The organism is Streptomyces sp. NPDC045022 (assembly GCF_056432605.1).
In genome coordinates, this window is record NZ_JBWKIR010000013.1 from 122,435 (window position 1) to 147,477 (window position 25,043).

A 25,043-nucleotide genomic window follows, 5' to 3' on the forward strand; every position below is an offset into this window, starting at 1 on the left:
GGGTGTCCAACGGCTCGTCGACACGCACGGCCGGGGCCCCGGTAAGGGACCCCGGCCGCGAGGCACACTCCCTTCTCAGCCCTCCTGCTCCACGGGCACCTTCTGCGGCGGAGGCGTCACCACCCCGTTCAGCGAGGGTGGAGTACCGTTCACCGGCTGCCCGTTGTCGCCCATCGTGGCGAGCAGCTTGCGGGCGAGGCCCAGGCCCGTGCCGCCCATGGTGAGCGCCTTGGCGAACAACTCGCCCATGCCCTCGGCTCCGTTGAGCAGCACCATGTTGTCCACGTTGCCGAACGCGGACGCGCCCGCCTGGACGATCTCCGGCCACTTCTCGGCGAGTTGCTGGGCGACGACCGCCTCCTGGTTCTCGGCGAGTGCGGCGGCGCGGGCCTTGATGGCCTCCGCCTCGGCCAGCCCCTGGGCCTTGGTCGCCTCGGCCTGCGCCAGACCCTTCGCCTGCGCGGCGGCGGCCTCGGCCTCACCGGTGGCCCGGGTGGCGTCGGCGGTCGCCGCACCGCGGCTCTTGGTCGCCTCCGCCTCGGCGGCCGCGGCGGCCTTCACCCGGGTCGCCTCGGCGGCGGCCGCCAGCTCCGTCTCCTTCGCCTTGGCCTCGGCCGCCGAGATCCGCACATCACGCTCGGCCTCGGCCAGCGTCCGCTTCTCGTACGCCTTCGCGTCCGCCGGCTTGCGGACGTCCGCCTGGAGCTGCTGCTCACGCCGGTGCGCCTCCAGCTCGGCCACCCGCGTCTCCTGGACGACGACCTCCTGCCGGGCCGCAGCCGCGGCGAGCGGTCCGGCCTGCTGGGCCTTGGACGCCGCCTTGTCCCGCTCGGCCTGGTAGCCGGCCTGGAGGATCTCGCTGTCCCGGGTGGCCTCCGCCATCCGCGCGAACGACTGCTGCTCGGCCTCCGTGGCCAGCCGGTTGGCCTCCGCCTGCGCGATGCGCGCGTCCCGCTGCACGGCCGCCGCGTGCGGCATCGCCAGGTTCTGGATGTAACCGGTCGGGTCCTCGATCTCGTGGATCTGCAGCGAGTCCACGATCAGGCCGAGCTTCTCCATCTCCGTGCCGCAGGCCGCCCGGGTCTGCCCGGTCAGCTTCTCCCGGTCGCGGATCATGTCCTCGACCGTCAGCCCGCCCACGATGGACCGCAGATGACCGGCGAAGACGTTGTGCACCCGCTCCGCCATCAGCTTCTGCTGGTCCAGGAAGCGGCGGGCAGCGTTCGCGATCGACACGAAGTCGTCGCCCACCTTGAAGATGACCACACCCCGCACCTTGAGCGGAATGCCCTGGTGCGTGGCGCAGTCCACGTGCAGCTCGGTCTCGTTCAGGTCGAGCGAGAGCTTGCGCACCGCCTGCACACCGGGCAGCACCAGCGTGCCGCGCCCGGTGACGATGCGGAATCCCATGCCCTCCTCGAGGCCTTCGGTGCGGTGCTTGGATCCGGAGATGATGAGTGCCTCGTTGGGCTCGGCCACGCGCCACATCATCTTGAACAGACCGATCAACACGAGGACGGCAACGACGACCGCCCCCGCTACGACGCCGACAACCATCGGCATACGCCCCCTTTGCATGGTGCCCTTTCGGCACCGAACGAAGGGAGTGTGCGCCTGCCGGGACGCCCCGAGAAGCCGCCGGTGAATCCTTGTTGCAATCTTGACGCCTGCCGCCCTCACCCGGGGCGCGGCGTGCTCACCCGGTGCCCGGTCAGCTCCCGTACGCCGCCGTGACGTAGACGGTTCGCGGCGGCAGGTATTCCACCACCATCACCACCGTGCCCGGTTCGATCCGCCCAGTGCCGTCGGCCGGGTGGGCGAGGAAGTGCTCGGCGCCACCACGCACCCCCACGATCACCTCGCCGACCAGCCCGGGCCCGACCGTTCCCGTCACTCGCCCCATCAGCCCGACCATCGACGCGTCGCCCATGGGCACAGGGTACGGGCGGAACGCCGTCACCCGGCCGGTGAGCCGGCTTCCGTCCGCTGCGGCGGCCACCTCTCGTGCCAGCGCAGCTCCGCCTCCAACTGGGCGGCGACGGACACCAGCAGGGGCTCGCTGCCGGCCGGACCGAGCAACTGGGCACCGACCGGGAGGCCGCCGTCCACGAACCCGGCGGGCACGTTCACGCCCGGCCAGCCCAGCACGTTCCAGGGCCAGGCGTACGGGCACGCGGCGATGATCGCGCGGTCCGTTGCGAACCCGCTCAGCCGGTACAGGGCACCGATCCGGGGCGGTGGAGCGGCCGTGGTCGGCGCGAGGATCACGTCGTACGACTGGAAGAACGCGCCGATCCGCCGGTGCAGTACGGCCTCCGCGCGCCGGGCCGCCCTGAGCGGCGCCCCGCCGAGCAGCCGGCCCAGCCGGGCCGAGCCCCGGGTGCGCGGGTCGAGCAGCGCGGGGTCGGGGGCGTCGCGGACCCGCTCGGCGATCCCGGCGGTGGCGCGTGGCACGAAGGTCAGCCCGATCTGGCCGTACGGCGGATCGGCCTCCTCCACCTCGTGGCCCAGCGCCGCGAGTTTCCCGGCGAGTTCGACGACCCGGGCGCGGAGCGCCGGATCCAGGCGGGCGGGTACGGCGGTGAACGGCGGCTTCAGGGACAGGGCGATGCGCAGCCGGCCCGGGTCGCGGCCGACGGCGTCCGCCACCGTCAGCGCGGGCGGCCGGTGCGGGTCCCGGTCGTGGTTGCCGCTCGCCGCGTCCAGCAGCAGGGCCGCGTCGGCGACCGTTCGGGCGAGGGTGCCGTTGACCGTGATCCCGTGGAAGGACTCGCCGCGGGGCCAGGTCGAGATGCGGCCGCGCTGCGGCTTGATGCCGATCAGATGGGTCCAGGCGGCCGGGATGCGCACCGAACCGGCGCCGTCGGAGCCGAGCGCGGCCGGGACGAGTCCGGCGGCGACGGCGGCGGCCGAACCGCCCGAGGAGCCACCGGGTGTGTGCGCGGGATGCCACGGGTTGCGGGTCTCGCCGAACGCCGGGCCCTCGGTGAACGGCCACTGCCCCAGCTCACAGGTGTTCGTCTTGCCGACGATCACGGCACCGGCCGCGCGCAGCCGCCGTACCGCCTCCCCGTCCGCGGCCACCGGCGGGAAGTCGCCCCGGCAGCCGAACGCGGTCGGCTCGCCCGCCACGTCCATGTCGTCCTTGACCGCCACCGGCACCCCGAGCAGCGGGCGGCGCACTCCTGCGGCCAACTCGCGGTCGGCGGCGTCCGCTTCGGCGAGCGCGGCCTCGGCGCGCACGATACGGAAGGCGTTCAGCGTCGGCTGCGTGGCCTCGATCCGGGCCAGGGCCTGTTCGACCAGCGCGCGGGACGTCACCTCCCCGTCGGCGAGGGCACGTCGGCTTTCGTTGAGGCCTGCGGCACGGTCGGGTGTCATGGGGGGAGCACCTCCGGGAGGCTCCGGGCACGATGTCTACCGAACGGTAACGTCATGTCGCGGACACGCCTACGGTTTCCGCACGGGTGTCATCGGTATCGGGTGGCGGTCGACGCGACGCCCGGGACCTTGACGGCCCTGCCGCTCGCCGGCCGCTCGACCCCGCTCGACCACGTCGGCGGCCCGGCGGACGCCCCCGAGCCCCGCTGGGGGAACCGCGGCCGCGGGCACCGTGTCCATCGACGCCCCCGTGCCCGCGGACCCCGTGTGGCCGTCACGGTGGGGTACGAGTCGCCGGCCGGCCGGTCCGCACATATCCGAAGTGACTCGGAGGAGGCATGGTGCGCGCCGGACACTCACCGCCTGACACGCCGGTCGAACCGCCCCGATCGCCCGTCCGGGTGACGTCAGCGGGCGAGCAGCCGCCGCAGCCACGCCACTCGGGCCGCCCGGGCCGACCGGGACAGGGCCGCCTCGGGGACCAGCGCGTCGAAGCCGTGGAAGCCGCCCGGCCAGACGTGGAGTTCGGCCGCGCCGCCGGCCTGCCAGATGCGGGTGGCGTAGGCGACCACCTCGTCCCGGAAGGTCTCCGCGGAGCCGACGTCGAGGAAGGCCGGGGGCAGGCCGGACAGGTCGGTGGCGCGGGCGGGGGCGGCGTACGGCGAGACGCCGGGGCCACCGCGGCGGTCGCCGAGCAGTGCCGTCCAGGCGGTCTCGTTGGCGGTGCGGTCCCAGACGCCGAGACCCGCCATCTGGTGGCCGGAGACGGTGTCGTTGCGGTCGTCCAGCATCGGGTACATCAGCAGCTGGCCGAGCGGCCGCGGGCCCTGCCGGTCCCGGGTGAGCAGGGCCAGCGCCGCGGTGAGGCCGCCACCGGAGCTGGCGCCCGCGACGACGATCCGGTCCGGGTCGCCGCCGATCTCCTTCGCGTGCCCGGCGGTCCACAGCAGCCCGGCGTACACGTCCTCGACGGGCGCGGGGTGCGGGTGTTCGGGGGCGAGCCGGTACTCCACCGACACCACGACCGCGCCCAGGTCGCGCGCCCAGGTCAGGGCCTCGGTCACGCCGGCCCGGTTGGTCCCGGTCATCATGCCGCCGCCGTGCACGTGGTAGATCACCGGCAGCGGGGTCGTGAGCGTCGTGGACGCGGGACGGCAGAGGAGGAGGGAGATGTCCGGGGCGCCCTCGGGGCCGGGTACCGCTCGGTCCTCCACCTCGAAGGCGCCGTCCTGGGTGAGGTCCAGCAACCCGAGCAGCTCCGGGCCGGTGGCCTGCCGGGCGGCGTCCAGGTCGTCCAGCGTGAAGCCGGGCGTGGTCACGTCCTTGATCAGCTCCAGCCTGGCGGCGAGTTCCGGATCGAACGGCGGCGGGACCAGGGGCATGGCTTCTCCTCAGGTGACTCGGAGTCCGCTCCGGCGATACGCCGGAGCGGACAGGGGCGGCCATGCGTCGCCTACCCCGTGGCGCGTGGTCCGCGGCGGCGACACGCGGAACGAGAGGCGCGGTGGCTACGGTCGTACCGTCCGGTGTCGACCGTCGCCCGCCCCGTGGCGGCCGGGGCCGGCCGCTCCGGCGGTTCCGGCCGCCGGGTCGCCGTCGGTGTCCCGGGGCGGGAGCCCGCGGGCACGGCAGCCGTCCGCCGGGCGGCCCCGCGCCGTCAGGTGACGCGCCAGGCCCAGCGCGGTCAGCACGGCGACCAGACCGCACACGCCCACCCAGCCGCAGCGCGCGTAGGCCCGGGCACCGAGCCAGGAACCGAGGCTGCCGCCCAGGTAGGCGCACGTCATGTACGCGGTGTTGAGGCGGCTGCGCACGTCCGCGCCCAGGGCGTAGATCCGCACCTGGTTGGCGACCATGCCGGACTGCATGCCGACGTCCAGCACCAACGTGCCGGCCACGAGGGACAGCAGGCCGGCGGTGCCGCCGAGGCCACCGAGGGCGAGGACCGCGGCGGAGGCGAGGACGAGGAGGAAGCAGACGTGGTTCACCGCGGCGGCGCCCCGCCGGTCCACCAGCCGGCCCCCGAACGGCGTGACGAGCATGGTGGCCGCGTTGACCAGCGCCAGCAGCCCGACCGCGGCCGAGTCCAGCCCGTACACCGGGCCCGTCAGCAGCAGCGCCACCCCGGTCCACACCGCGGAGAAACCGGCGAACACGGTCGCCTGGAAGAAGGAGGAGCGGCGCAGGGCCGGTTCCGTGCGCAGCAGTCGGACGGCATCGGCCAGCAGGCGCGGATAACGCTGCCGGGACGCCGGGGCCACGTCCGGGAGGGCGCGGGCCAGGAGCACCGCGACCGCCAGGGTGAGCAGGGCCGCCACGACGTACGGCGCCCGCCAGCCCAGCCGGTCGCCCAGGGCGCCGCCCGCCGTGCGGGACAGCAGCATGCCCGCGAGGGACCCGCTCAGCAGCGTGCCGCCGACCGCCCCCCGCCGCCCCTCGGGCACCAGCCCGGCCGCCAGTGGCCCGGCCAGTGGGGCGACCACCGTGGTCGCCCCGGCCAGGGCGCTCGCCGCGAGCAGCGGTGGCAGCTCCGGCGCGGCGGCCGCGGCGCACAGGCCCAGTGCGGTGAGCGTGAGCAGGGCGACCAGCAGCGGGCGGGGCGGCAGCCGGTCACCGAGCGGGACCAACAGGAAGATGCCCGCCGCGTAGCCGAACTGGGTCGCGGTCACCACGCCTGCCGCCGCGCCGGGGGAGACGCCGAGGCCGGTTGCCACGAGGGGGGCGATCGCCTGCGGGAAGTAGACGTTGCCGACCGCCACCCCGCAGGCCAGGGCCAGCAGCGCGACGAGCCGGGAGGGCCCCGGCCGGGGCGCGGTACGCTGCCCGGTGTTCTGATCCGTCATGAGCCGAAGTCCACGGCCCGCGCGGGCGGTTGGCAAAGGATGTAGGCGGGGGCTAAATGATCAGCTTCCTGCTCGGTGTCGACGACCTCGCCGACACCCGGTTCGCGATCTCCCCGCTGGGCGAACTGATGGAGAGCCTGCGCGTCCTGCGCGCCCCCGCCCTGCACCCCCTGCACGGCGCATGGCGCCGGGCCGCGCTCGACGCCTTGGCCCCCGCCGACCTGCCCCTGCTGTCGGCCCTGGTCGGTGCCACCCTCGCGCTGCCGGACTTCCTGACGCCCCGGCCCGTCCACCACGCGCCGACGCTCGACGAACAGCTGGCCACCGTACGGGCCACACCCCCGGAGGTCGTACGGCACGACCTGCGCGCCGCGCACGCACCCCGCCCGCTCCCCGGAGCCCTGCGGCAGGCCGCCGCGCCCGGTGACGGACCCGTCCTGGAACTCCTCGACGCACTCTGCGCGTCGCTGCGCCGGTACTGGGAGACCGCCCTGCTGCCGCACTGGGCCCGGATCCGGCTCGTCCTGGAGGCCGACATCACGCACCGGGCGGGACAGCTGGCCACCGGCGGCGCCGGAGCGCTCCTCGCCGGCCTGCACCCGAACCTGGGGTGGCGGAACGGCGTGCTGACCGTCGCCAAGATGATCGGGCGGCACGAGGTCGAGGGGAGCGGGCGGGGGCTGCGGCTGGTGCCGTCGGTGTTCGCGCACAAGCCGGCGCCCCCGATCAGCGCCGAGGCACCGCCGATGCTCGCCTATCCCGGCCGGGGCATCGCGACCCTGTGGGAGCCGGAACCCCCGCCCGACGCCTCCGCGCTCACCGCGCTGCTCGGCGCGCCCCGGACGACCCTGCTGCGCCTGCTCGCCGAACCCCTGCCCACCGTCGAGCTCGCCCGCCGGCTCGGCGTGACACCGAGCGCCGTCTCCCAGCAGCTGAGGGTGCTGGACGCCACCGGCCTGGTGACCCGCGCCCGTGACGGACGGCGGGTGCTCTACCGGCGCAGTGCGCTGGCCGACCGGCTGGTTTCGGGCTGACCGGCGTCCACGGCCGTCCGCCGGTGGGGCGTCCGCGGCCGTCCGCAGGTGTCCCGCCGCATGTCTCCGACAGTTGCTCTCGTCAGCGATGCGCACGGGGCCGGAGCCGCGCTCAGTTCCGGCCCCGTGCGGGAGACGTACGGCTCAGGCGGCCGCGACCTCGCCCACGTTGCCGTGCAGCCGCGCCACGACATCGGTCAGCTGGGCGGCGACCTCGGCGTCGTCGACCGGGTGGGTCTCGGCGAAGCGGGTCACGGAGCCGGGGATGGACAGCTTGATGTCCTCGATCACCTTGCCGCCGGCGATGCCCACGGCCTTGCGGGTCTCGTCCTGCGCCCACACGCCGCCGTACTGACCGAAGGCGGTGCCGACGACGGCGACGGGCTTGCCGCCGAAGGCGCCGGCGCCGTACGGACGGGACAGCCAGTCGATGGCGTTCTTCAGGACGGCCGGGATGGTGCCGTTGTACTCGGGGGAGAAGAGCAGGAACGCGTCGGCGGCCTGCGCGGCCGCGCGAAGCTTGGCGGCGGCGGCCGGGACACTGCCCTCGACGTCGATGTCCTCGTTGTAGAACGGGATGTCGGCCAGGCCCTCGAACAGCTCGACCTCGGCGCCCTCGGGCGCGAGCTTCACGGCGGCCTCGGCGAGCTGGCGGTTGTGCGAACCGGCGCGGAGGCTGCCGACGAGCGCGAGGATACGAACGGACATGGGAACTCCAAGGGGCTGAAACCATCGCTGTTTACGATCCGGACCGGGGTCCGGTTCAGTGTCTATCACCTTAACCGGACCGTGGTCCAGTTTTGTTCCCGATGCTTTACGCTGGCTTCATGTCCAGCGCCCTGCCGCCCTTCCCCCAACCTCAGGAGCCCCTCGACACGCCCTCGTTGCTCAACGTCGGCCCGGCCCCCGAGGAACCGTGCCTGCGCGCCGACGCGGCCCGCAACCGGGCCCGGCTGCTGGAGGCCGCCGCCCGCCTCATCGCGGAGCACGGCGTGGCCGGGGTCACCATGGAGGCGGTGGCCGCCGCTGCCCAGGTGGGCAAGGGCACGGTCTTCCGCCGCTTCGGCGACCGCACGGGGCTGCTGATGGCGCTGCTCGACCACTCGGGCCGGCAGCTGCAGGCCGACTTCATGAGCGGGCCGCCGCCGCTGGGCCCCGGGGCGCCGCCCCTCGCGCGGCTGCGGGCGTTCGGAGTGGCGGTGCTGTACCGCTCCGCGGAGCAGCTGGATCTGCAGCTGGCCGCCCAGCCGGAGCCGGACCGCCGCTTCTCCCACCCCGCCCTCGGGGCGCTGCGCACCCACGTCACGATGCTGCTGCGGCGGATCGTGCCGGACGCCGACTGCGAGCTGCTGTCCCACACGCTGATGGCCTCGCTCGACCCGGCCCTGATCCACCATCTGACCCGCCAGTGCGGCATGCCGATGGAACGGCTGGAGACCGCCTGGATCGACCTGGTCGCCCGCATCACCCACACGGAGCCACCCCACTGAGACCGCGGGCCGGCCGGACGGCCCGCCGGGGCTTGCCGACCGGCTGGACGACCGCACTGTGCCCCCACGGCGGCCGGACTGCCCCGGTCGGCCTCTCGTCGGCTGGACGGCTGCCCCGCTGTGGCCCCTCGCCGGCTGGACGGCTGCCCGGCTGGGGCCACTGGCCTGCTGGACCGCCCGCCATGCCCGTTGGTCGGCTGAACAACCCGCTGTGGCCGCTGGTCGGCGTGGCCGCCGACCGGCTGGGTCGCGCGTTGAGGCCTCAGGTCAGGTGGCCGGTGAACATGGCGAGGAGGCCCTGCGGTGCGTCCGGGCGGAACAGCAGGGCCGTGCTGTGCGCCGATGCCGCCGCCGACGCCTCGGCGCGGGAACATCGCTGCCTCGTAGGCGGCCGGCGCGGCCTCGGGTGTCCCCGGGGTGCGCGGCCGGCGCGAGCCCCAGCCCGGCGCCGTCGGCCGGCGCCAGGTTGGCGCCCTCGCCGGCGAACGGCGGCATCAGGTGCGCGGCGTCCCCGAGCAGTGTGACGCCGGGGACCCGGTCCCAGCGGTGGCCGACCGGCAGGGCGTGGATCCGCCGGGGCACGAGCGCCCCGTCCGCGTCCGCGTCCGCGACCAGCGCCCGCAGGCGCTCGTCCCAGCCGTCGAACTCCTTCAGCGAGTACGTGAAAGCCGGATTCGTCGAACGACGAACCACGTTGCCCCGCCTGATCCCGGCCTCCACCCCTCTGCCAAGATGCGGTCTGTCATGGTGCAGATACCGAACACGCCCACGAGTGCCGACGTGGCCCGCCTGGCCGGCGTCTCGCGCGCGACCGTGTCCTACGTCCTCAACAACACCAGCGCCGTACGGATCAGCGAACCGACGCGCCGACGCGTCCACGAGGCCGCGCGGGAACTGGGATACGTGCCGCACGCAGCCGCCCGCAGCCTGCGCGCCGGACACAGTCGCATGGTCCTCATGCCCGCCCCGGCGATCCCGGTGGGCCCGCTCTACAGCAGCTTCCTCAACGAACTCCAGTGGGCGCTCGGCCGTCTCGACTACACCGTCGTGCAGTACGGCAGTGTCGGGCTGCGGGGCGACGAAGCCGCCCGCGCCTGGGCCGAGTTGCGGCCGGTCGCGGTGCTGGTGCCGGGCTCGGACCTGGGCCCGCAGGGAGTCCAGGTCCTCAAGCGGTCCGGCGCCCGGACCGTGGTCACCCTCGGTCCCGAGCGCGTCGACGGCGCGCACGCCCTGCTGATGGACCACGCCACCGTGGGCCACTGCGCGGGCGCCCATCTGTACGAACGTGGCCGGCGCCGGATCGGCGTCGTCGTACCCGAGGAGTCGGGCCTGGAGCCGTACTCACGGCCCCGGCTCGCGGGCGTACGCCAGGCCCTGCACGGCACCGACGCGGCCGTGACGGAGTTGCCGATCGCGTACACGGAGCAGGCCGCCGCCCGACTCGCCGCCCGCTGGGGGGAGTTGGATCTGGACGCGGTGTTCGCCTACAACGACGAGTACGCGATGCTGCTGATGCGCGCGCTCCAGGACGAGGGTGTGCGCGTCCCCCAGGACGTGGCCCTGATCGGTGCCGACGACCTGATGCTGGGCCGGCTGCTGCGGCCCCGGCTCAGCACGGTCCACATCGAGCTGCCCTCCGGCCGCGACCTCGCCGAACTGGTCGACCGCGCGGTGCGCGACCCCGGCGGCGAGCCGGAGGTGCACAGGGTGCTCGGGGCCTCGGTGGTCCAGCGCGAGTCCAGCTGACCTCGGTGGTCCAGCGCGAGCCGGCTGACCTCGGTGGTCCAGCGCGAGCCGGCTGACCTGGCCTCGGTGGTCCAGCGCCGGCCGGCTGCGCCGGAGCCCGCCGGCCGCCGGGAGACCGCACCGCGCTGGACGGCCGAACGCGGCGACGGACGCCGCGCACGGACTACTGGCCGGCGGTGCCCTCCTGGGCGGCGATGCTCTTGCGCACCTCGTCCATGTCCAGCTTCCGCGCCTGCCCGATGACGTCCGCGAGAGCGGCCTCGGGCAGGGCGCCCGGCTGGGCGAAGATGGCGACCTTGTCGCGGACGATCATCAGCGTCGGGATCGACTGGATCTCGAAGGCCGCGGCCAGCTCCGGCTGGGCCTCGGTGTCCACCTTGGCGAACACCAGGTCCGGGTTGTCCTCGGCGGCCTTCTCGTACACCGGCGCGAACTGGCGGCACGGCCCGCACCAGGACGCCCAGAAGTCGATGAGAACGAAGTCGTTCTCGGTGACCGTCTGGTCGAAGTTCTCCTTGGTCAGCTCCACGGTGCTGCTCATGGCGTGATTCCCTCTTCCTGGTGTGGGGGTGTGCCGACGGCGGAAACACGGCCGCCGGGCCGCCTATTCCACACGTGCATGCCTGTGTTCCGCGCGCGTACCCATGTGGCCAGGGCGCACACCACCCACCAGACTGACCCCATGACGGAAACGGAATCCATCGCGTACGACGTCGTGGTGATCGGGGGCGGGCCCGTGGGGGAGAACGTCGCCGACCGCACCCGCGCCGCCGGTCTCACCACCGCGGTCGTGGAGAGCGAACTGCTCGGCGGAGAGTGTTCGTACTGGGCCTGTATGCCCAGCAAGGCCCTGCTCAGGCCGGTCATCGCCCAGGCCGACGCCCGCCGCCTGCCCGGCCTCGCCCAGGCGGTCCAGGGCCCCCTCGACGCGCCCGCCGTCCTCGGCCGCCGCGACGAGTACACCTCGCACTGGAAGGACGACGGCCAGGTCGCCTGGCTGGAGGGCACCGGTGCCGGCCTGTACCGCGGCCAGGGGCGCCTCGCCGGACCCCGTACGGTCACCGTCACGGGCCCGGACGGCACGGCCACGACCCTCACCGCCCGGCACGCCGTCGCCGTCTGCACCGGCACCCGAGCCCAGCTGCCCGACCTCCCCGGTCTCGCCGACGTGGCGCCGTGGACCAGCCGTGAGGCGACCAGCGCCAAGGCGGCACCCGGCCGGCTGATCGTCGTCGGCGGCGGTGTCGTAGCCACCGAGATGGCGACCGCCTGGCAGGCCCTCGGCTCGCGGGTCACCCTGCTGGTGCGCGGCAAGGGGCTGCTGAACCGCATGGAGCCGTTCGCCGGGGAACTGGTCGCCGGGGCGCTCACCGAGGCCGGCGTCGACATCCGCACCGGCACGTCCGTGGAATCCGTCACCCGCGAGAACGGCACCGTCGTCGCCGTCACCGCCACCGGCGACCGGATCGAGGCCGACGAGATCCTCTTCGCCACCGGCCGCGTCCCGCACACCGACGACATCGGCCTCGACACGGTCGGCCTGGAACCCGGCTCCTGGCTGGACGTCGACGACAGCCTCCGCGTCACCGGCACCGACTGGCTGTACGCGGTGGGCGATGTCAACCATCGTGCCCTCCTCACCCACCAGGGCAAGTACCAGGCCCGGATCGCCGGCGCCGCCATCGCCGCCCGCGCCGCCGGCACCCCGCTCCTGGACGACCCCTGGGGCGCGCACGCCGCCACGGCGGACCACGACGCGGTCCCCCAGGTCGTCTTCACCGACCCCGAGGCCGCCGCGGTCGGTCTCTCCCTCGCCGAGGCGGAACAGGCCGGCCACCGCGTCCGCGCCGTCGACGTCGAGTTCTCCTCGGTCGCCGGGGCGGGCCTGTACGGCGACGGCTACAAGGGCCGCGCCCGCATGGTCGTGGACCTGGAGGACGAGATCCTGCGGGGCGTCACCTTCGTCGGCCCCGGCGTCGGCGAACTCATCCACTCCGCCACGGTCGCCGTCGCGGGCCGCGTCCCGGTCAGCCGCCTGTGGCACGCGGTCCCGTCGTACCCGACACTCAGCGAGGTGTGGCTGCGGCTGCTGGAGGGGTACCGGGACAACTGAGCCTGCTGTCAGGGAAGTTCGAAGCCCAGGGCCTCGGCTGCCGACCGAGGGGTCGGCTGCGCCCACAGGGCGGCCACCGCCTCGTTGGTCGACAGGGAGCGCGGTTCCGCGCGGTCGAGGTAGAGGGTGCCGTCGAGGTGGTCGGTCTCGTGCTGGACGATGCGGGCCGGCCAGCCCGTGAACACCTCGTCCAGGGTGCGGCCCTGTTCGTCCTCGCCGCGCAGCCGCACCTCGGCGTGCCGGGCCACGACCGCCTGCCAGCCCGGCACGCTCAGGCAGCCCTCGTAGAACGCGGCGCGGGCGGTGCCGACGGGCTCGTACACCGGGTTGACCAGGACCCGGAACGGCTGCGGGACGCGGCCCCTGGCCACGGCGACCTCCTCGGGTACCGGCGCCGGGTCCTCGATGACCGCGATCCGCAGCCCCACGCCGACCTGCGGAGCGGCGAGGCCCACACCGGGAGCGGCGTGCATGGTCAGGCGCAGGGCCTCGATGAAGCGGGCCAGCAGGGCGGGGCCGAGCTGACCGTCGTACGGCTCGGCGCCGTGCCGCAGCACCGGCTGTCCGGCGGCGACGATGGGGAGGGGGCCGCCGGCGGCGAGGAGTTCCTCGACCCGCTCGGCGAGCGGTGCGTGATCAGGGGAAGGTGCCATCGCGTCAGAATGCCATGCCCGCCCACCACTCCCGGCGCCTCTTCGAGAGCCTGGGCTTCGCGCCCCCGGAGGCATGCCGAGGGCCCGGCCCCCGAAGGGAACCGGGCCCAGGACGTACGACTCACTCCTGCTCCGGTGGGAAGTCACCCGCGAGCGCAGAGGCGACGCGCAGGTGCCGCTCCGCCTCCTGGTGCCGGGCCTGCCGCTGAAGCGTGCGGCCCAGCATCAGCCGTGCGTAGTGCTCCACCGGGTCGCGCTCGACGATGATGCGCAACTCGGTCTCGGCTCGCCGCAGTTGGGCTGAGTGGTAGTAGGCGCGCGCCAGCAGCAGCCGGGGACCGGTCTGCTCCGGCACCTCCTCGACCAGCCCGGCCAGCACCCGCGCCGCACTCGCATAGTCCTTGGCGGCGAAGAACAGCTGCGCGCGCTCCCAGCGCTCGGCGGCGGTTCCGTGCTCGTAGTACGTGGTCTCCCCTTGCGTCTCCACTCGTGACCTCCTTCGACGGCCACAACGGAACGCGGTTGTTCAATATTCCACTACTTGACGAGGGTGAGTCCGTCAGCGGGACGATTCCGCGCTCCGCCCGTCAGGGCCGCAGACCCGCCCGGCCGAGTGCGACCTTGGACAAGTCGGAGATGACCTGCTGGTCCCCGCGCCGCCAGGCGTCGGCGAGGCCCCCAGGCGGGGTGGAGACCGCGGCCAGGTCGCGCTGCGGTCCGGTGAGGGCGCGCAGGGCGAGCAGGTCGGCGCCCCCGGGGTTGTCGAGGAGGCGTCGCGTGGCGGCGCTGCGCCGGATCCAGCGCAGGCGCGGGGGGAGCCACAGCACCAGTACGAAGGCCACTGGCAGGATGATCAGGGCGAGTGCGGTCAGGGTGGCCACCTGGCCCACGATGTGCTGCAGTGACTGTCCGGCATCGGAGAGACCTGTGCCGGCGCCGGCGGCGGACTGGAGCGGCTTTTTCAGGGAGCCCCCGACGAACGGCACTTTCGAAGCCGCGTCGGCGGCGTCGTCGAGGCCGGAGGCGAGGTTGTCACCCGCGCTCCGCGCCTTCCGCCCCGGCTCGGCCAGCCGCATGATCGCGCCGTGGACGATCAGGGCGAACCTCACCACGGCCGCGATCAGCGCCACGGCGATCAGGTCCGCGAGCACCTGACGGCTCCGACGTGCCGGGGTCTGGGCGTAAAGGCGCATGGGGTGCTCCTGTTCCAGTCGTGGCATCGGAGAGGGCCGGCCCGCCGGGCCGGGGTTGCCGTCGTGGCGCGGGGCTCGGCCGGTCGCTTCACGGTACGCGGGACTCGACCGACAGCCCCGTCCAGCTACGTGCGACAGGCCAGGATGTCTGTATGAGAATGCCCCTCGGCCGTCCGAGTCTGCGGCCCTACCTGCCGTACAAACAGCCCGTCATGGCGCGCAACGAAGGGCTGGTCGCTCACTTCCTGGGCACCAGCTCCGTCGTCCTGTCGGACGGGCAGACCACTCTGCTCAGCGACGGGTTCGTCACCCGGCCCGGGATGCTGCGCGTCGCCGTCGGAAAGATCGCGCCCGACCGCTCCCTCGTGCGCGCCGCCATCGACCGACTGCAGATGAAGAAGCTGTCTGCGGTGATCTGTGCTCACTCCCATTACGATCACGCCCTGGACGCGCCGGTGTGGGCACTGCGGACCAGCGCGGATCTGGTCGGCTCGCACTCCACCGCGAACGTCGGCAGAGGCCTGGGAGTGCCGGAGTCGTCCTTGCGCGTGGTCGCACACGGGGACACCCTCTCCTACGGCCGTTTCGACGTGACCTTCCTCGACTCCGTGCACAGCCCCGATGACCACTGGCCCGGTACCGTCGACGAGCCGCTTGTCCCACCGGCGCGCGCCGGTGCGTGGAGGACCGGTACGGCGTACAGCGTGCTCGTCGCCCATCCGAGAGGCCGTGTGTTGCTGCACGCCAGTGCCAACTTCCGGCCCGGTGCCCTGCGAGGCCGGCGCGCCGACGTCGTCTATCTGGGCATCGGCGGCCTGGGCAAGCAGTCCGTCGAGTTCCTGCGCGGCTATTGGGACGAGGTCGTCGTGGCGACCGGGGCCCGCCGCGTCGTCCTCGTGCACTGGGACGACTTCTTCGTAGGCCTCCACCGGCCGCTGCGGCCCATGCCCTACTTCCTGGACGATGTCGACGTCACCATGAGCCGGCTGCTGCCCCTGGCCCGCCGCGACGGTGTGGATGTCGTCATGCCGGTCGCCTGGCAACCGAGCGCCCCTCTCGCCGACCTCCCGTGAACCGTTCCTGTGTTTCAGAGCAGCGGGGGAAGGCCGACCAGGGCCGCGCCGCTCGCTCCGAGGGCCGCCAGGAGCGAGGCCGGCCAGTTGCGTGACTGGGCGTAGGTGAGCAGGCCTGCCAGCAGTCCCGCCACCACCGCGGCTAAGAGGATGAGTGCCCAGCGCAGTGACAACCGCTCCGGCGGCGGCGGGGGCGAGGTCTGTTCAGGCATACGGCTCTCCTGCGGCTGCGTCGAAGGGGACGAGGCAGCCCTGCATCAGCTGCCGAAGCGCCGGTACGGCCCGGTGACGGCGCATGCCTACTCGCCCTGGCCGGTCCTCGGCACCACCGAAACATTTCGAATGAGTGACTACGTTACTCATGTGATCTAGGTCAGAAAAGGCCTCTGATGTCTCATCAGTCGGGGTGTGGGGTTCGCAGGGGGCGGGCGCGACGGCCGACGCGCTCCGGTGTGCGCCCTTGAGGATTCCGCGCTCCTGTTGGGGGCGTTCGGACGGCTGACCAGTACGGCCCTGTGACTTAACATCTGCGCCATGACTGGTCCCAAAGTCGACCTGCCCGAGGGTCTCGAGGACGCGTTACGGGGCTCCACCGCGAAGGTGGTGGAGCGGCTGGGCTGCCAGATCGTGGAAGGCGGCAAGCCCCGCGACCACCACCTGACGGTGGACGCCGTCATGCATGAGTTCGGGATCACCCGGCCCATGGCCCGCGAGGCCCTGCAGACGCTGCACCAGAAAGGCCTGGTCGATCTGCAGCCACGGGTCGGGGCCACCGTTCAGGCGCTGGAACGGTGGGACCTGCTGGACCCCGACGTGATCGCATGGCGGCTGGAGGTGGCCCCCGACAGCCAGATGCGGTCCCTCACCGAGTTGCGTGAGGTGATCGAACCCCGCGCGGCCAGGCTGGCCGCCCTCAGCCGGTCCGCGGAGATCTGCCACGATCTGACCAGCCGAGCCCGCACGCTCCTCGCCCTGAGCGCGGACCCGGACTTCGCGCGGCCCGGGGAGGGTGCGGCGATCCGGCAGCGCTTCCGGGACGTGGACGCGGCCTTCCACCGGACTCTCCTCGCCGGCTCGCGCAACGAGCTGTTCATGCGCCTGTCCTATCCGGTCGTCATGGCGCTGAACCACCGCATCGACAGGAACTGGGCCGGCGCCCACCAGGAGGCGATGGTCACGCCGACACGGGCCGTCGTCGGCGCCGACACCGTCCAGAGGTATCCCACCCGTCCGGAGCCGATCGCCATGTGGCTGCACATGGGGCTGGCCTACGCCATCGACCAGGGCCTGGCCACGGCGGCGGAGGCCTTCGCGGAGGCTCTCCTCGCGGAGATCCGCAGCGGCCGACTGCACGATCCCGACGTACGCGACCGGCTGCGGGCGGGCCTGGACCGGTTCAACGCCAACGGCCTGCCAGCCGCCTATCGAGCCGGCTTCCAGGACGCCATGGCCGCCCTGTTCCATGCCCGGCGCGCCCCTGTCGTCGTCATGGGGGTCAGCGGATGCGGCAAGACCACCGTGGGCCGGTACCTGGCGGAATCGCTCAGGGTGCCGTTCGAGGAGGGGGACGGCTTCCATCCCCGGCGCAACGTGGAGTCGATGGAGAACCGCACCCCTCTCGACGACCGCAGCCGCAGTCCGTGGCTGGCCGCCATCGCGGGCCGCATGCGGGTGGCGGGCGCGGAGGAAGGGCTGGTGATCACCTGCTCCGCCCTCAGACGCATCTACCGCGAGCTGCTGCGGGTGGCCCGGCCCGACACGTTCTTCGTGCACCTGACGCTCGACCAGGAGGCGGCAACCTCCCGCGTGGCGGGCAGGACGTCGCACTTCATGCCTGCCTCCCTGGTGTCCTCGCAGTTCGAAGACCTGGAGCCACTCGAGGACGACGAGGCCGGGATGACCATCGATGCCACCCTGCCGGCCGAACGCATCGTTGCCGAGGTCCAGACGGAGCTGGCCCGGCGCACATGGGGTCGCTGACACGGCTTCATCAGCCACTGCCGCCGCACGTCACCCGCGCTCACCGAGCAGACCGACGAACCGACCGAACCGACGAACCAACCGATCGACCGAACCGACGAACCAACCGATCGACCGACCGACGGAGAGAGAACGACCGAACCGACGAAAGAGGGGGGATCCACCATGAAGATCATGTCCGCCGAGGTGATCGTCACCAGCCCGGGACGGAACTTCGTCACCCTGCGCATCACCACCAAGGACGGCGTCGTCGGTCTCGGCGACGCCACCCTCAACGGTCGCGAGCTGGCCGTCCAGACCTACCTGGACAGCCACGTCGTACCCCTGCTCATCGGGCTCGACGCCTCCCGTATCGAGGACACCTGGCAGTACCTCTACCGAGGTGCGTACTGGCGGCGCGGCCCCGTGACCATGGCGGCCGTCGCGGCCGTGGACACGGCGCTGTGGGACATCAAGGCCCAGTACGCCGGGATGCCCCTCTACCAGCTCCTCGGCGGCGCGTCCCGCACCGGCGCCCTCGCCTACGGACACGCCTCCGGCCGCGACGTGCCCGAACTGCTCGACTCCATCCGTGCGCACCGTGAGCAGGGCTACCGTGCCATCCGCATACAGACCGGGATACCCGGCTTCGACTCGGTGTACGGCGTGGCCGCCTCGAGCGCCGGCGGCGGAGAGCGCTACGACTACGAGCCCGCGCGCCGCACCGCCGGCGACCGGCCCCGGCCCATCGTGGAGAGCTGGGACACGCGCGCGTACCTACGGCACCTGCCCGCCGTCTTCGAGGCAGTCCGGGCCGAGTTCGGCCCCGAGCTGCCCTTGCTGCACGACGGACACCACCGGATGACGCCGATCCAGGCCGCCCGGCTGGGCAAGGCACTGGAACCGTACGACCTGTTCTGGCTGGAGGACGCCACACCCGCGGAGGACCAGGCGGCTCTGCGCCTGATCAGGCAGCACACGACGACACCGCTGGCGATCGGCGAGGTCTTCAACTCCCTGTACGACTACACCACCTTGCTGAGCGAGCGGCTGATCGACTACGTGCGCTCCGCGGTGACCCACACCGGAGGCGTCACCGCGATGAAGAAGCTGCTCGACCTCGCGGCCGTCTACGGTGTCCGGTCCGGGATGCACGGCCCCACCGACATCTCCCCGGTGGGCATGGCCGCCGCGCTCCATCTCGACCTGGCCGTGCACAATTTCGGCATCCAGGAGTACATGCGGCACTCCGAGCGGACCCTGGAGGTCTTCCGAACCTCCTACCGCTTCGAGGAGGGACTGCTGCATCCCTCCGACACGCCGGGTCTGGGAGTCCATCTCGACGTCGAAGCGGCACGTCACTTCCCCTACCGGCAGGCGTACCTGCCCGTCAGCAGGCTGCACGACGGAACCGTGCACGACTGGTGAGGCGGGGGACCCCGGCACGCGACACGGGATCGCTCACCGGCCACGGGGACCGCTGGCCCTCAGCGTCACCTTGAGGTGTGACGTGGTCCGAGGCCGGCACTGTGCTCGGTGAGCAGCAGGGCGATGTCGTCGGCCCGGTAGGGGGAGCCGCGGGCATTGTGCAGGATGTGGTCGGCGAGTTCGTCCAGTGAGCCCGCACGAGTGTGGGCCAGTGAGGCTCGCAGGCGGTCGATCCCCACGTCGATGTCGATGCCGGGTTCCTCCACCAGGCCGTCGGTGTAGAGGGCGAGGACGGATCCCGGTGAGAGGGCGACCCGGGTCTGGGCATAGGCGCTCGCGTGATCCACGCCCAGGAGCGGGCCGACGTCCAGGTCAAGGGCGTCAGTCGTGCCGTCGGAGCGACGGAGCAGAGGAGGAGGGTGGCCGGCGGTGACCACGTAGGCGTGCCGACTGTGGGGCTCGACGTGGACGCAGCAGCAGCTTGCCAGCAGGCTGGAGTCGAGGTCGATCAGGGTTCGGTTGACGCCGGCCATCATGTCGCCGGGCGTATGGCCCGCAGCCGCGAAAGCCCGTACCGCACTGCGCAACTGCGCCATGGTGGCTGCGGCGGCGATGCTGTGCCCCTCCACGTCGCCGATGACGAGATGGGCCCCGCTGCCGGTGGGGATGACGTCGTACCAGTCGCCACCGATGTCCATACCGCTGGTGGCGGGCAGATAACGGGCGACGGTGCGGATACCTGGGACGGTCGGCAGCCGGTGCGGCAGCAGCGCCTGTTGCAGGCCATGCGCGACGGCGAACTCCGAGTCGTAGAGCCGTGCTCGTTCCAGGGCCTGGGCGATCAGCCCGGCGAGCGCGGTGAGGACGCCGCGGTCCTTCTCGGTGAAGTGATGGATCTCGTCGAAGCCGAGGGCGCAGGTGCCGACCGGGCGGCCGGAGGCGATCAGCGGCAGATATGCCCAGGAGCTGGCCTGGCCCGTGGGAATTCCCGGGTAGCCCCGGGCGAGGTCCTGCTGCGTCTCGATGAAGAGCGGAGCACCGGACGTCAGGGTCTCCGTTCCCGGCAGGCGGGCGTGCAGCGGGACGCCCTCCAGCCAGTCAGGGAATTCCTCGTGGCGGCCGGTGCGATGCAGCAGGTGCATCGTGCCGCTGCGGACCACGGAGATCGCCATGTGCTGGCCCCCGAAGGCGGGCAGGAGCTGGTCGGAGACGACTTCGCACACTTGGCGTGTGGTGACTGCCTCGGTCAGCGCGCTGCTCAGTTGCAGGACGTGGTACATGACCCCCAGGCGTGCCGGTGCGGCGGCAGGTCCCGCAGCGGCCGGGGAAGCGGATACCGCAGCGGCCGATGGGGCACGAGTGGCGGGCGCCACCAAGCCGGTCACCCCGTCCGCCCGCGGGTGGAGTGAGAAGGCCAACCACTGGTCGGGCGGTCGGTTCACCAGGAAGGACGACGGCGTCTGCGAGATCATCGCGGACCGGTGCCGGTATTCGACGCCGGGGTCGGACAGCCACGGCAGCATGTCCCAGAAGAACTGGCCCAGTACCTCGGCGGCGGAAACGCCCAGCAGTCGCAGGGCGCTGTGGTTGGCGTAGGTGACCCGCCCGTCGGGGGTGAGGGAGAACAGCCCGTCCCGCAGCCGTTCGACCGCTGCGACGGCCGCGGTGCCGACCCGGGCATCCACGACCGCGCCGACCACTCGCGCTCCGGGCCGCGGGTCGCCGGTTTCCGGCACGCGGCCCCACAGCTCGACCGTGCGATGGCCTCCGCCGCGGTCGTCGTCGTCTCGTACGCGCAGCCGATGCGCGGTGATCCGGCCCTCGCCCGCCGCCTCCCTGGCGCAGGCTCGAAAAGCTGTCCGATCACCGGGGTGCAGGCACGAAGCAAGCGTTTCGACTCGTCCGTCGAAAGCATCGGGGTCGAGACCGAAGATCGCGCAGAGCGCTTCATCCACGCTGAAGGTGCCGGAGCCGAGGTTCCAGTCGAACAACCCCACACGTACGGCTGCTGCCGAGGGAGCCGGGATCTCCAGGGGAACCGCGCTCGGGTCGCTTTCCACGGGATCGCCGGTACGGTCACGGATCGCTGCGAGACGGGTACCCAGCCGGCCGGCGACACTCCGCAGGTGGCGGCGCTGGGCCTTGGACAGCCCTTCGCTGCCCGGGGATGCCGGCCACACGATGGCCAGCGATCCGAAGCGTTCCCCACCTGCGTGCACCGGCACCGAGCAGGAGCCGAAGGCATACGGCAGGGCCACCGCGAGTTGCGGGTACTTCCGCATCGTCTCATCAGCGTTCGCCAGGTGGACCGTGCGCCCGGACTCGTAAGCGACGGCGACCGGGATGGGACTGTTCACCGCGATGAGGCGCCAGCCACCCAGCAGGGAAGGCGGCACCCCACACGTCGCGGCGAGCGCGATCGACCGACGGTCGTGGGAGCGGAGGAAGACGCTCCCCGCGTACGCGCTCGTTCCTTGGACGGCTTCCGTGACGGCCTCAGCGAGGAAGTCCTCGCGCTCCGCCGCCTGGCCGGCGGACATCTCGCGCATACATCCAGTGTGCGCAGGTCAGGCCACCGGCGGCCAAGGCGAGAACCGAGCGACGCGCATCGATCGTGGAACGGAGTACAGCAGAAGTCTCCAGCTCAACGTGTCCGACCTCGTGGTTTCAGTGGCACGGTCGGCAGCTCGGGCGCCGCCAGCCGATCCCCGTCGTACCCCTGCACCACCCCGAATCCTGACCCGCTCATCCACTCCTCCCGGGCCTGAACGATGTCGTCCTGTGATCGCCCGACGAAGTTCCACCACATGATCAGCTCCTCGGCGAACGGCTCGCCGCCCAGCAGCATGATCCCGGCGTCCGACTCGGCGCGCAGCGGTAGCTCGGACCGCCCGCAGCCGAGGTAGAGCATCGAACCGGGCAGCAGCGGCACCCCGTCCACGTGTACCTCACCGGACATCGCCAGCACGCCGTACTCGAAGTCCGGTTCGAGAGGCAGGCGGACGTCGGTGCCCCGGGTGAGGGCGAGGTCGGCGCCGACGATCGGGGTGTACGTCGTACCGGGGGACCGGGAGCCGTCCAGGTCGCCGAGGATCACCGTGGCGGTCAGGCCGGGCGCGGTGACGGTGGGCAGCTCCGGGTGGTACTCGAACGTCGGCTCCGTGCGCCGGTGTTCCTCCGGCAGCGCCACCCACAGCTGGGCGCCGTGCAGGAACCGGGCGTGCGTCTTCGGGCTCTCCTCGGAGTGGCTGATCGCGCGGCCCGAGGTCATCAGGCCGAGCTGCCTGGGCCGGATCGTCCGCAGGCTGCCCGTCGAGTCACGGTGCAGCACCTCGCCCTCGTGCAGCCAGCTGACCGTCTGCAGCCCGATGTGCGGATGCGGCGGGACCTGCATGCCGGGCTCCTCGGCGATGTCGTCCGGGCCGTAGTGGTCGACGAAGGCCCAGGCGCCGATCATGCGGCGGCCGAGATTCGGCAGCAGCCGGCGCACCTCGGTCGACTCGCCCAGTTTCACGTGACGGGGACTCAGCAGTTCGCGGACGGGTTCGGCCACGACGAATCCGCGGCCGCCGCAGACGCTGGGCACGGGCGCGCGGTCAAGGTTGCTCATACCGCCCAACCTAGCGGTGCAGGCGGCGGGTCATGGGCGTGAAAACCCGGACGGACTCGTACGCCGGCCGCCCCGCCGTCGCTCTCACGGCCGCCGTGCGCTCGGGGGCGGCCCGGCCGGGGCAGGGACGGCCGGGCTCCACACCGGGGCCAGCGTGCCGACGGTCGGCCGGGGAGAGCGGGGGGCCTTCATCCTGACAGGCGGCCCACCCCGCCCGAGGGCGCAGCTGCCGGCCGAAGAATTCCCGCAGCTTCTCAGGCCGTCCACGGGGCAGGACCGGCCGAGGCCGCCTCGCGCTCCGGACGCCCGCGACACCGGCCCGGCGAAGCCGCTCGCGCTCCGGACGCCCGCGACACCGGCCCGGCGAAGCCGCTCGCGCTCCGGACGCCCGCGACACCGGCCCGGCGAAGCCGCTCGCGCTCCGGCCGCCCGCGACACCGGCCCGGCGAAGCCGGCTCGCGCCCTGTCTCAGCCCAGCCGCCTCACCAGCTCCTCCGCGAGCGGGGCGGAGGAGGCCGGGTTCTGGCCGGTGACGAGGTTGCGGTCCGTCACCACGTGCGGCGCCCACGGCCCGGCCGCGCGGACGTCGACGCCCGCCTCGGCCAGCCGGTCCTGCAGCAGCCACCTGGCCCGGTCGGCCAGGCCGCCCTGGATCTCCTCCTCGTTGGTGAAGGCCGCCACCTGGTACCCGGCGAAGGCGTGGGAGCCGTCCGGCCGGACGGCGGCGAGCAGGGCGGCCGGGCCGTGGCAGACCACGGCCAGCGGCTTGCCCGAGTCGAGCGCCGCCACGAGCAGCCGGCCGGACTCGGCGTCCACGGCCAGGTCCTCCATGGGGCCGTGACCGCCGGGGTAGAACACGGCGGCGAAGTCGTCGAGGTCCACCTCCGCGAGCTTCACCGGCGCCCGCAGCTCGGTCATCTCCTCCAGCGCGCTCGCGATCTCGTCGGCCTTCTCCTGACCGCCGTTGACCTCGGCGGCCAGGCTCGCCCGGTCCACCGGCGGCACCACCCCGCCCGGCGTGGCGACGACGACCTCGTGACCGGCGGCCTTGAGGGCGCGGTAGGGGACCACGGCCTCCTCGGCCCAGAAGCCGGTGGGGTGCAGGGTGCCGTCGGCGAGCGTCCACCGGTCGGCGCCGGTCATCACGAACAGGATCTTCGACATGAGGTTCTCTCTCCCGGAAGTGTGCGTGTACGAGAAAGAACGTAGGCGTACCGACCCATAGGCATCCAATGAAGTATCGAATGGCTGACATTCGATCCCCTATGGGTCCCGGGGAATACCCGGCGGTGATACTCGGACGGGTGGAGACCGCTTCCCCCGACCTCAATCTGCTGCGCACCTTCCTCGCGGTGTACCGCTCCGGCTCCTTCACCGGCGCTGCCCGCCTGCTGGGCCTCTCGCAGCCGACGGTGACGACGCAGATGCGCGCGCTGGAGCGGCAGACCGGCCGGGAGCTGTTCGAACGGCTGCCGCGCGGCGTCGCGCCGACCCCGGTGGCCGACGAACTCGCCGTCCGGATCGCCGCGCCACTGGACGAACTGGCCGCCGTCGCCGGGCCCACCCCGCCGGCCGGCGCCCGCGCCGAGCCCGTCCATCTGGCCGGCCCCGCCGAATTCCTGTGCCACACCGTCCTGCCGTCCCTCGCCCCGCTGGTCACCGAGGGCGTACGGCTGCGGGTGTCCACGGGACTGACCGATCCGCTGCTGGAGGAACTGCGTGCGGGCCGGTACGACCTGGTGATCGCCACCACCCGGCCGCGCGGCCGTACATTGCACTCCGTTGCGCTCATGGATGAGGAGTTCGTCCTGGTCGCCGCCCCGGTCTGGGCCGAGCGGCTGACGAACCGGCCGGCCACCGAGGGACCGGCGGCCCTGCGCGGCGTCCCACTGATCACCTACGCCGAGGACCTGCCGATCGCCCGCCGTTACTGGCGTCACGTCTTCGGCCGGCGTCTGTCCCGCACCGCCGCCGTGACCGTGCCCGACCTGCGGGGAGTGCTCGCCGCCGTCGCCGCGGGCGCCGGTTTCAGCGTGCTGCCCAGGTATCTGTGCCGGGATCTGCTGGAATCCGGCGCGCTGGTGGCGCTGCTGGAGCCGGAGGACCCGCCGATCAACACGGGCTTCCTCGTCCAGCGCCCCGGCGCCTCCGACAACCCCGACGTGGCCCGCGTCCGGACGTTCCTGATCCGGTCGGCACGCACCTGGTAGCCGACCGGGGTCGAATCCGGCCGTCGCCGCCTCCGGGCCGCTTCGAACGACGTGCCGTCCGGCTCTCGTCGGCTCGGGGCCGTGTCGCATCCGCAGGACCCTGTCGAACCCGTGGCGCCCAGCTCGCGTCGGCCGCGGACCGCTCGTACGGCACCTGACATCGTCGGTCCCGCGGTTCCGAATGGCGGCCTCAGGTCGCGGGATCCACGATGGATGCGTGGGGTACGGCCACCGCAGCGCCGGTGCCGTCCGAGGCCCCGGGGGCGCCGGCCGGCCCCGGCCGCGATCAGCGGCTGGAAGGGAGCACACC

22 protein-coding genes and 1 pseudogene are annotated in these 25,043 nt (G+C 72.9%); 8 read left to right on the forward strand and 15 right to left on the reverse strand.

All coding sequences use genetic code 11. The features are described from left to right. Positions 1 to 75 precede the first annotated feature (75 nt). From AC07C1_RS23725 to AC07C1_RS23745, 5 genes are all read right to left on the reverse strand, one after another. Positions 76 to 1,563, reverse strand: a complete 1,488-nt coding sequence (locus tag AC07C1_RS23725) for an SPFH domain-containing protein (protein ID WP_478941921.1) — start codon at positions 1,561 to 1,563, stop codon at positions 76 to 78. Between the two features lie 148 nt (positions 1,564 to 1,711). Then, positions 1,712 to 1,930: a hypothetical protein gene (locus tag AC07C1_RS23730; protein ID WP_478941922.1), complete on the reverse strand. Its 219-nt coding sequence runs from the start codon at positions 1,928 to 1,930 to the stop codon at positions 1,712 to 1,714. 26 nt (positions 1,931 to 1,956) lie between these two features. After that, entirely contained in the window at positions 1,957 to 3,381 is a 1,425-nt protein-coding gene (locus tag AC07C1_RS23735) for an amidase (RefSeq protein WP_478941924.1), read from the reverse strand. Positions 3,382 to 3,788: 407 nt separating this feature from the next. Next, entirely contained in the window at positions 3,789 to 4,763 is a 975-nt protein-coding gene (locus tag AC07C1_RS23740) for an alpha/beta hydrolase (protein WP_478941926.1), read from the reverse strand. A gap of 126 nt (positions 4,764 to 4,889) precedes the next feature. After that, positions 4,890 to 6,224 (reverse strand): MFS transporter, encoded by a 1,335-nt coding sequence (locus AC07C1_RS23745; RefSeq protein WP_478941928.1) that lies wholly within the window; start codon positions 6,222 to 6,224, stop codon positions 4,890 to 4,892. Positions 6,225 to 6,280: 56 nt separating this feature from the next. Between AC07C1_RS23745 and AC07C1_RS23750 the strand changes: the two genes are divergently transcribed. Next, entirely contained in the window at positions 6,281 to 7,258 is a 978-nt protein-coding gene (locus AC07C1_RS23750) for an ArsR/SmtB family transcription factor (protein ID WP_478941929.1), read from the forward strand. A gap of 144 nt (positions 7,259 to 7,402) precedes the next feature. On the opposite strand, the gene AC07C1_RS23755 is transcribed toward AC07C1_RS23750, so the two are convergent. Continuing rightward, positions 7,403 to 7,966, reverse strand: coding sequence for an NAD(P)H-dependent oxidoreductase (locus tag AC07C1_RS23755; RefSeq protein ID WP_478941931.1), 564 nt, complete (start codon positions 7,964 to 7,966; stop codon positions 7,403 to 7,405). 101 nt (positions 7,967 to 8,067) lie between these two features. Between AC07C1_RS23755 and AC07C1_RS23760 the strand changes: the two genes are divergently transcribed. Continuing rightward, positions 8,068 to 8,748: a TetR/AcrR family transcriptional regulator gene (locus AC07C1_RS23760; RefSeq protein ID WP_478941933.1), complete on the forward strand. Its 681-nt coding sequence runs from the start codon at positions 8,068 to 8,070 to the stop codon at positions 8,746 to 8,748. Between the two features lie 262 nt (positions 8,749 to 9,010). Here AC07C1_RS23760 and AC07C1_RS23765 read toward each other — a convergent pair. Beyond that, positions 9,011 to 9,402: pseudogene (locus AC07C1_RS23765) on the reverse strand (FAD-dependent oxidoreductase); the annotation flags it as partial. 90 nt (positions 9,403 to 9,492) lie between these two features. On the opposite strand from AC07C1_RS23765, the gene AC07C1_RS23770 reads away from it, so the two are divergent. Then, complete coding sequence (locus AC07C1_RS23770) at positions 9,493 to 10,494, forward strand: LacI family DNA-binding transcriptional regulator (protein ID WP_478941935.1); 1,002 nt, start codon at positions 9,493 to 9,495, stop codon at positions 10,492 to 10,494. Between the two features lie 163 nt (positions 10,495 to 10,657). Here the strand turns inward: AC07C1_RS23770 and trxA are convergent, their stop codons facing one another. Then, positions 10,658 to 11,035, reverse strand: a complete 378-nt coding sequence (gene trxA / locus AC07C1_RS23775) for a thioredoxin (RefSeq protein ID WP_478941936.1) — start codon at positions 11,033 to 11,035, stop codon at positions 10,658 to 10,660. Positions 11,036 to 11,176: 141 nt separating this feature from the next. Here trxA and AC07C1_RS23780 point away from each other — a divergent pair, with 141 nt between their 5' ends. Beyond that, positions 11,177 to 12,607, forward strand: coding sequence for a dihydrolipoyl dehydrogenase family protein (locus tag AC07C1_RS23780; protein WP_478941938.1), 1,431 nt, complete (start codon positions 11,177 to 11,179; stop codon positions 12,605 to 12,607). An 8-nt stretch (positions 12,608 to 12,615) separates the two neighbouring features. On the opposite strand, the gene AC07C1_RS23785 is transcribed toward AC07C1_RS23780, so the two are convergent. From AC07C1_RS23785 to AC07C1_RS23795, 3 genes are all read right to left on the reverse strand, one after another. Next, positions 12,616 to 13,260, reverse strand: coding sequence for a peptide deformylase (locus AC07C1_RS23785; protein WP_478941940.1), 645 nt, complete (start codon positions 13,258 to 13,260; stop codon positions 12,616 to 12,618). 121 nt (positions 13,261 to 13,381) lie between these two features. Continuing rightward, positions 13,382 to 13,747 (reverse strand): tetratricopeptide repeat protein, encoded by a 366-nt coding sequence (locus AC07C1_RS23790; protein WP_478941941.1) that lies wholly within the window; start codon positions 13,745 to 13,747, stop codon positions 13,382 to 13,384. A 100-nt stretch (positions 13,748 to 13,847) separates the two neighbouring features. After that, positions 13,848 to 14,453 (reverse strand): hypothetical protein, encoded by a 606-nt coding sequence (locus tag AC07C1_RS23795; RefSeq protein WP_478941943.1) that lies wholly within the window; start codon positions 14,451 to 14,453, stop codon positions 13,848 to 13,850. A 152-nt stretch (positions 14,454 to 14,605) separates the two neighbouring features. Between AC07C1_RS23795 and AC07C1_RS23800 the strand changes: the two genes are divergently transcribed. After that, on the forward strand, positions 14,606 to 15,526 hold the full coding sequence (locus AC07C1_RS23800; RefSeq protein WP_478941945.1) for an MBL fold metallo-hydrolase: 921 nt from the start codon (positions 14,606 to 14,608) through the stop codon (positions 15,524 to 15,526). A gap of 14 nt (positions 15,527 to 15,540) precedes the next feature. Here the strand turns inward: AC07C1_RS23800 and AC07C1_RS23805 are convergent, their stop codons facing one another. Next, positions 15,541 to 15,738: a hypothetical protein gene (locus AC07C1_RS23805; protein ID WP_478941947.1), complete on the reverse strand. Its 198-nt coding sequence runs from the start codon at positions 15,736 to 15,738 to the stop codon at positions 15,541 to 15,543. 322 nt (positions 15,739 to 16,060) lie between these two features. Between AC07C1_RS23805 and AC07C1_RS23810 the strand changes: the two genes are divergently transcribed. Together AC07C1_RS23810 and manD are read left to right on the forward strand one after the other, a co-directional pair. Continuing rightward, positions 16,061 to 17,506 carry a gluconokinase, GntK/IdnK-type gene (locus tag AC07C1_RS23810; RefSeq protein ID WP_478941949.1) on the forward strand — a complete coding sequence of 482 codons (1,446 nt, stop codon included), beginning with the start codon at positions 16,061 to 16,063 and terminating at the stop codon, positions 17,504 to 17,506. Positions 17,507 to 17,671: 165 nt separating this feature from the next. Next, complete coding sequence (manD, locus tag AC07C1_RS23815; RefSeq protein ID WP_478941951.1) at positions 17,672 to 18,913, forward strand: D-mannonate dehydratase ManD; 1,242 nt, start codon at positions 17,672 to 17,674, stop codon at positions 18,911 to 18,913. Positions 18,914 to 18,978: 65 nt separating this feature from the next. Here the strand turns inward: manD and AC07C1_RS23820 are convergent, their stop codons facing one another. From AC07C1_RS23820 to AC07C1_RS23830, 3 genes are all read right to left on the reverse strand, one after another. Continuing rightward, positions 18,979 to 21,462: a SpoIIE family protein phosphatase gene (locus AC07C1_RS23820; protein ID WP_478941953.1), complete on the reverse strand. Its 2,484-nt coding sequence runs from the start codon at positions 21,460 to 21,462 to the stop codon at positions 18,979 to 18,981. 95 nt (positions 21,463 to 21,557) lie between these two features. Next, positions 21,558 to 22,523: a pirin family protein gene (locus AC07C1_RS23825; RefSeq protein WP_478941955.1), complete on the reverse strand. Its 966-nt coding sequence runs from the start codon at positions 22,521 to 22,523 to the stop codon at positions 21,558 to 21,560. A gap of 468 nt (positions 22,524 to 22,991) precedes the next feature. Beyond that, on the reverse strand, positions 22,992 to 23,687 hold the full coding sequence (locus AC07C1_RS23830) for a type 1 glutamine amidotransferase domain-containing protein (protein WP_478941957.1): 696 nt from the start codon (positions 23,685 to 23,687) through the stop codon (positions 22,992 to 22,994). A gap of 101 nt (positions 23,688 to 23,788) precedes the next feature. On the opposite strand from AC07C1_RS23830, the gene AC07C1_RS23835 reads away from it, so the two are divergent. Further along, positions 23,789 to 24,733 (forward strand): LysR family transcriptional regulator, encoded by a 945-nt coding sequence (locus AC07C1_RS23835; RefSeq protein ID WP_478942095.1) that lies wholly within the window; start codon positions 23,789 to 23,791, stop codon positions 24,731 to 24,733. Positions 24,734 to 25,043: the final 310 nt, after the last annotated feature.

Excerpts from the sequence above, each read along its gene's own strand:
- AC07C1_RS23740 (WP_478941926.1), bottom strand. The coding sequence starts at position 4,763 with ATGCCCCTGGTCCCGCCGCCGTTCGATCCGGAACTCGCCGCCAGGCTG.
- AC07C1_RS23780 (WP_478941938.1), top strand. The coding sequence starts at position 11,177 with ATGACGGAAACGGAATCCATCGCGTACGACGTCGTGGTGATCGGGGGC.
- AC07C1_RS23750 (WP_478941929.1), top strand. The coding sequence starts at position 6,281 with ATGATCAGCTTCCTGCTCGGTGTCGACGACCTCGCCGACACCCGGTTC.
- AC07C1_RS23835 (WP_478942095.1), top strand. The coding sequence starts at position 23,789 with ATGGGTCCCGGGGAATACCCGGCGGTGATACTCGGACGGGTGGAGACC.
- AC07C1_RS23805 (WP_478941947.1), bottom strand. The coding sequence starts at position 15,738 with ATGCCTGAACAGACCTCGCCCCCGCCGCCGCCGGAGCGGTTGTCACTG.
- AC07C1_RS23795 (WP_478941943.1), bottom strand. The coding sequence starts at position 14,453 with ATGCGCCTTTACGCCCAGACCCCGGCACGTCGGAGCCGTCAGGTGCTC.
- AC07C1_RS23820 (WP_478941953.1), bottom strand. The coding sequence starts at position 21,462 with ATGCGCGAGATGTCCGCCGGCCAGGCGGCGGAGCGCGAGGACTTCCTC.
- AC07C1_RS23725 (WP_478941921.1), bottom strand. The coding sequence starts at position 1,563 with ATGCCGATGGTTGTCGGCGTCGTAGCGGGGGCGGTCGTCGTTGCCGTC.
- AC07C1_RS23730 (WP_478941922.1), bottom strand. The coding sequence starts at position 1,930 with ATGGGCGACGCGTCGATGGTCGGGCTGATGGGGCGAGTGACGGGAACG.
- AC07C1_RS23735 (WP_478941924.1), bottom strand. The coding sequence starts at position 3,381 with ATGACACCCGACCGTGCCGCAGGCCTCAACGAAAGCCGACGTGCCCTC.
- AC07C1_RS23800 (WP_478941945.1), top strand. The coding sequence starts at position 14,606 with ATGAGAATGCCCCTCGGCCGTCCGAGTCTGCGGCCCTACCTGCCGTAC.
- AC07C1_RS23755 (WP_478941931.1), bottom strand. The coding sequence starts at position 7,966 with ATGTCCGTTCGTATCCTCGCGCTCGTCGGCAGCCTCCGCGCCGGTTCG.
- AC07C1_RS23745 (WP_478941928.1), bottom strand. The coding sequence starts at position 6,224 with ATGACGGATCAGAACACCGGGCAGCGTACCGCGCCCCGGCCGGGGCCC.
- AC07C1_RS23810 (WP_478941949.1), top strand. The coding sequence starts at position 16,061 with ATGACTGGTCCCAAAGTCGACCTGCCCGAGGGTCTCGAGGACGCGTTA.
- AC07C1_RS23760 (WP_478941933.1), top strand. The coding sequence starts at position 8,068 with ATGCTTTACGCTGGCTTCATGTCCAGCGCCCTGCCGCCCTTCCCCCAA.
- AC07C1_RS23825 (WP_478941955.1), bottom strand. The coding sequence starts at position 22,523 with ATGAGCAACCTTGACCGCGCGCCCGTGCCCAGCGTCTGCGGCGGCCGC.
- manD (WP_478941951.1), top strand. The coding sequence starts at position 17,672 with ATGAAGATCATGTCCGCCGAGGTGATCGTCACCAGCCCGGGACGGAAC.
- AC07C1_RS23830 (WP_478941957.1), bottom strand. The coding sequence starts at position 23,687 with ATGTCGAAGATCCTGTTCGTGATGACCGGCGCCGACCGGTGGACGCTC.
- AC07C1_RS23770 (WP_478941935.1), top strand. The coding sequence starts at position 9,493 with ATGGTGCAGATACCGAACACGCCCACGAGTGCCGACGTGGCCCGCCTG.
- AC07C1_RS23785 (WP_478941940.1), bottom strand. The coding sequence starts at position 13,260 with ATGGCACCTTCCCCTGATCACGCACCGCTCGCCGAGCGGGTCGAGGAA.
- trxA (WP_478941936.1), bottom strand. The coding sequence starts at position 11,035 with ATGAGCAGCACCGTGGAGCTGACCAAGGAGAACTTCGACCAGACGGTC.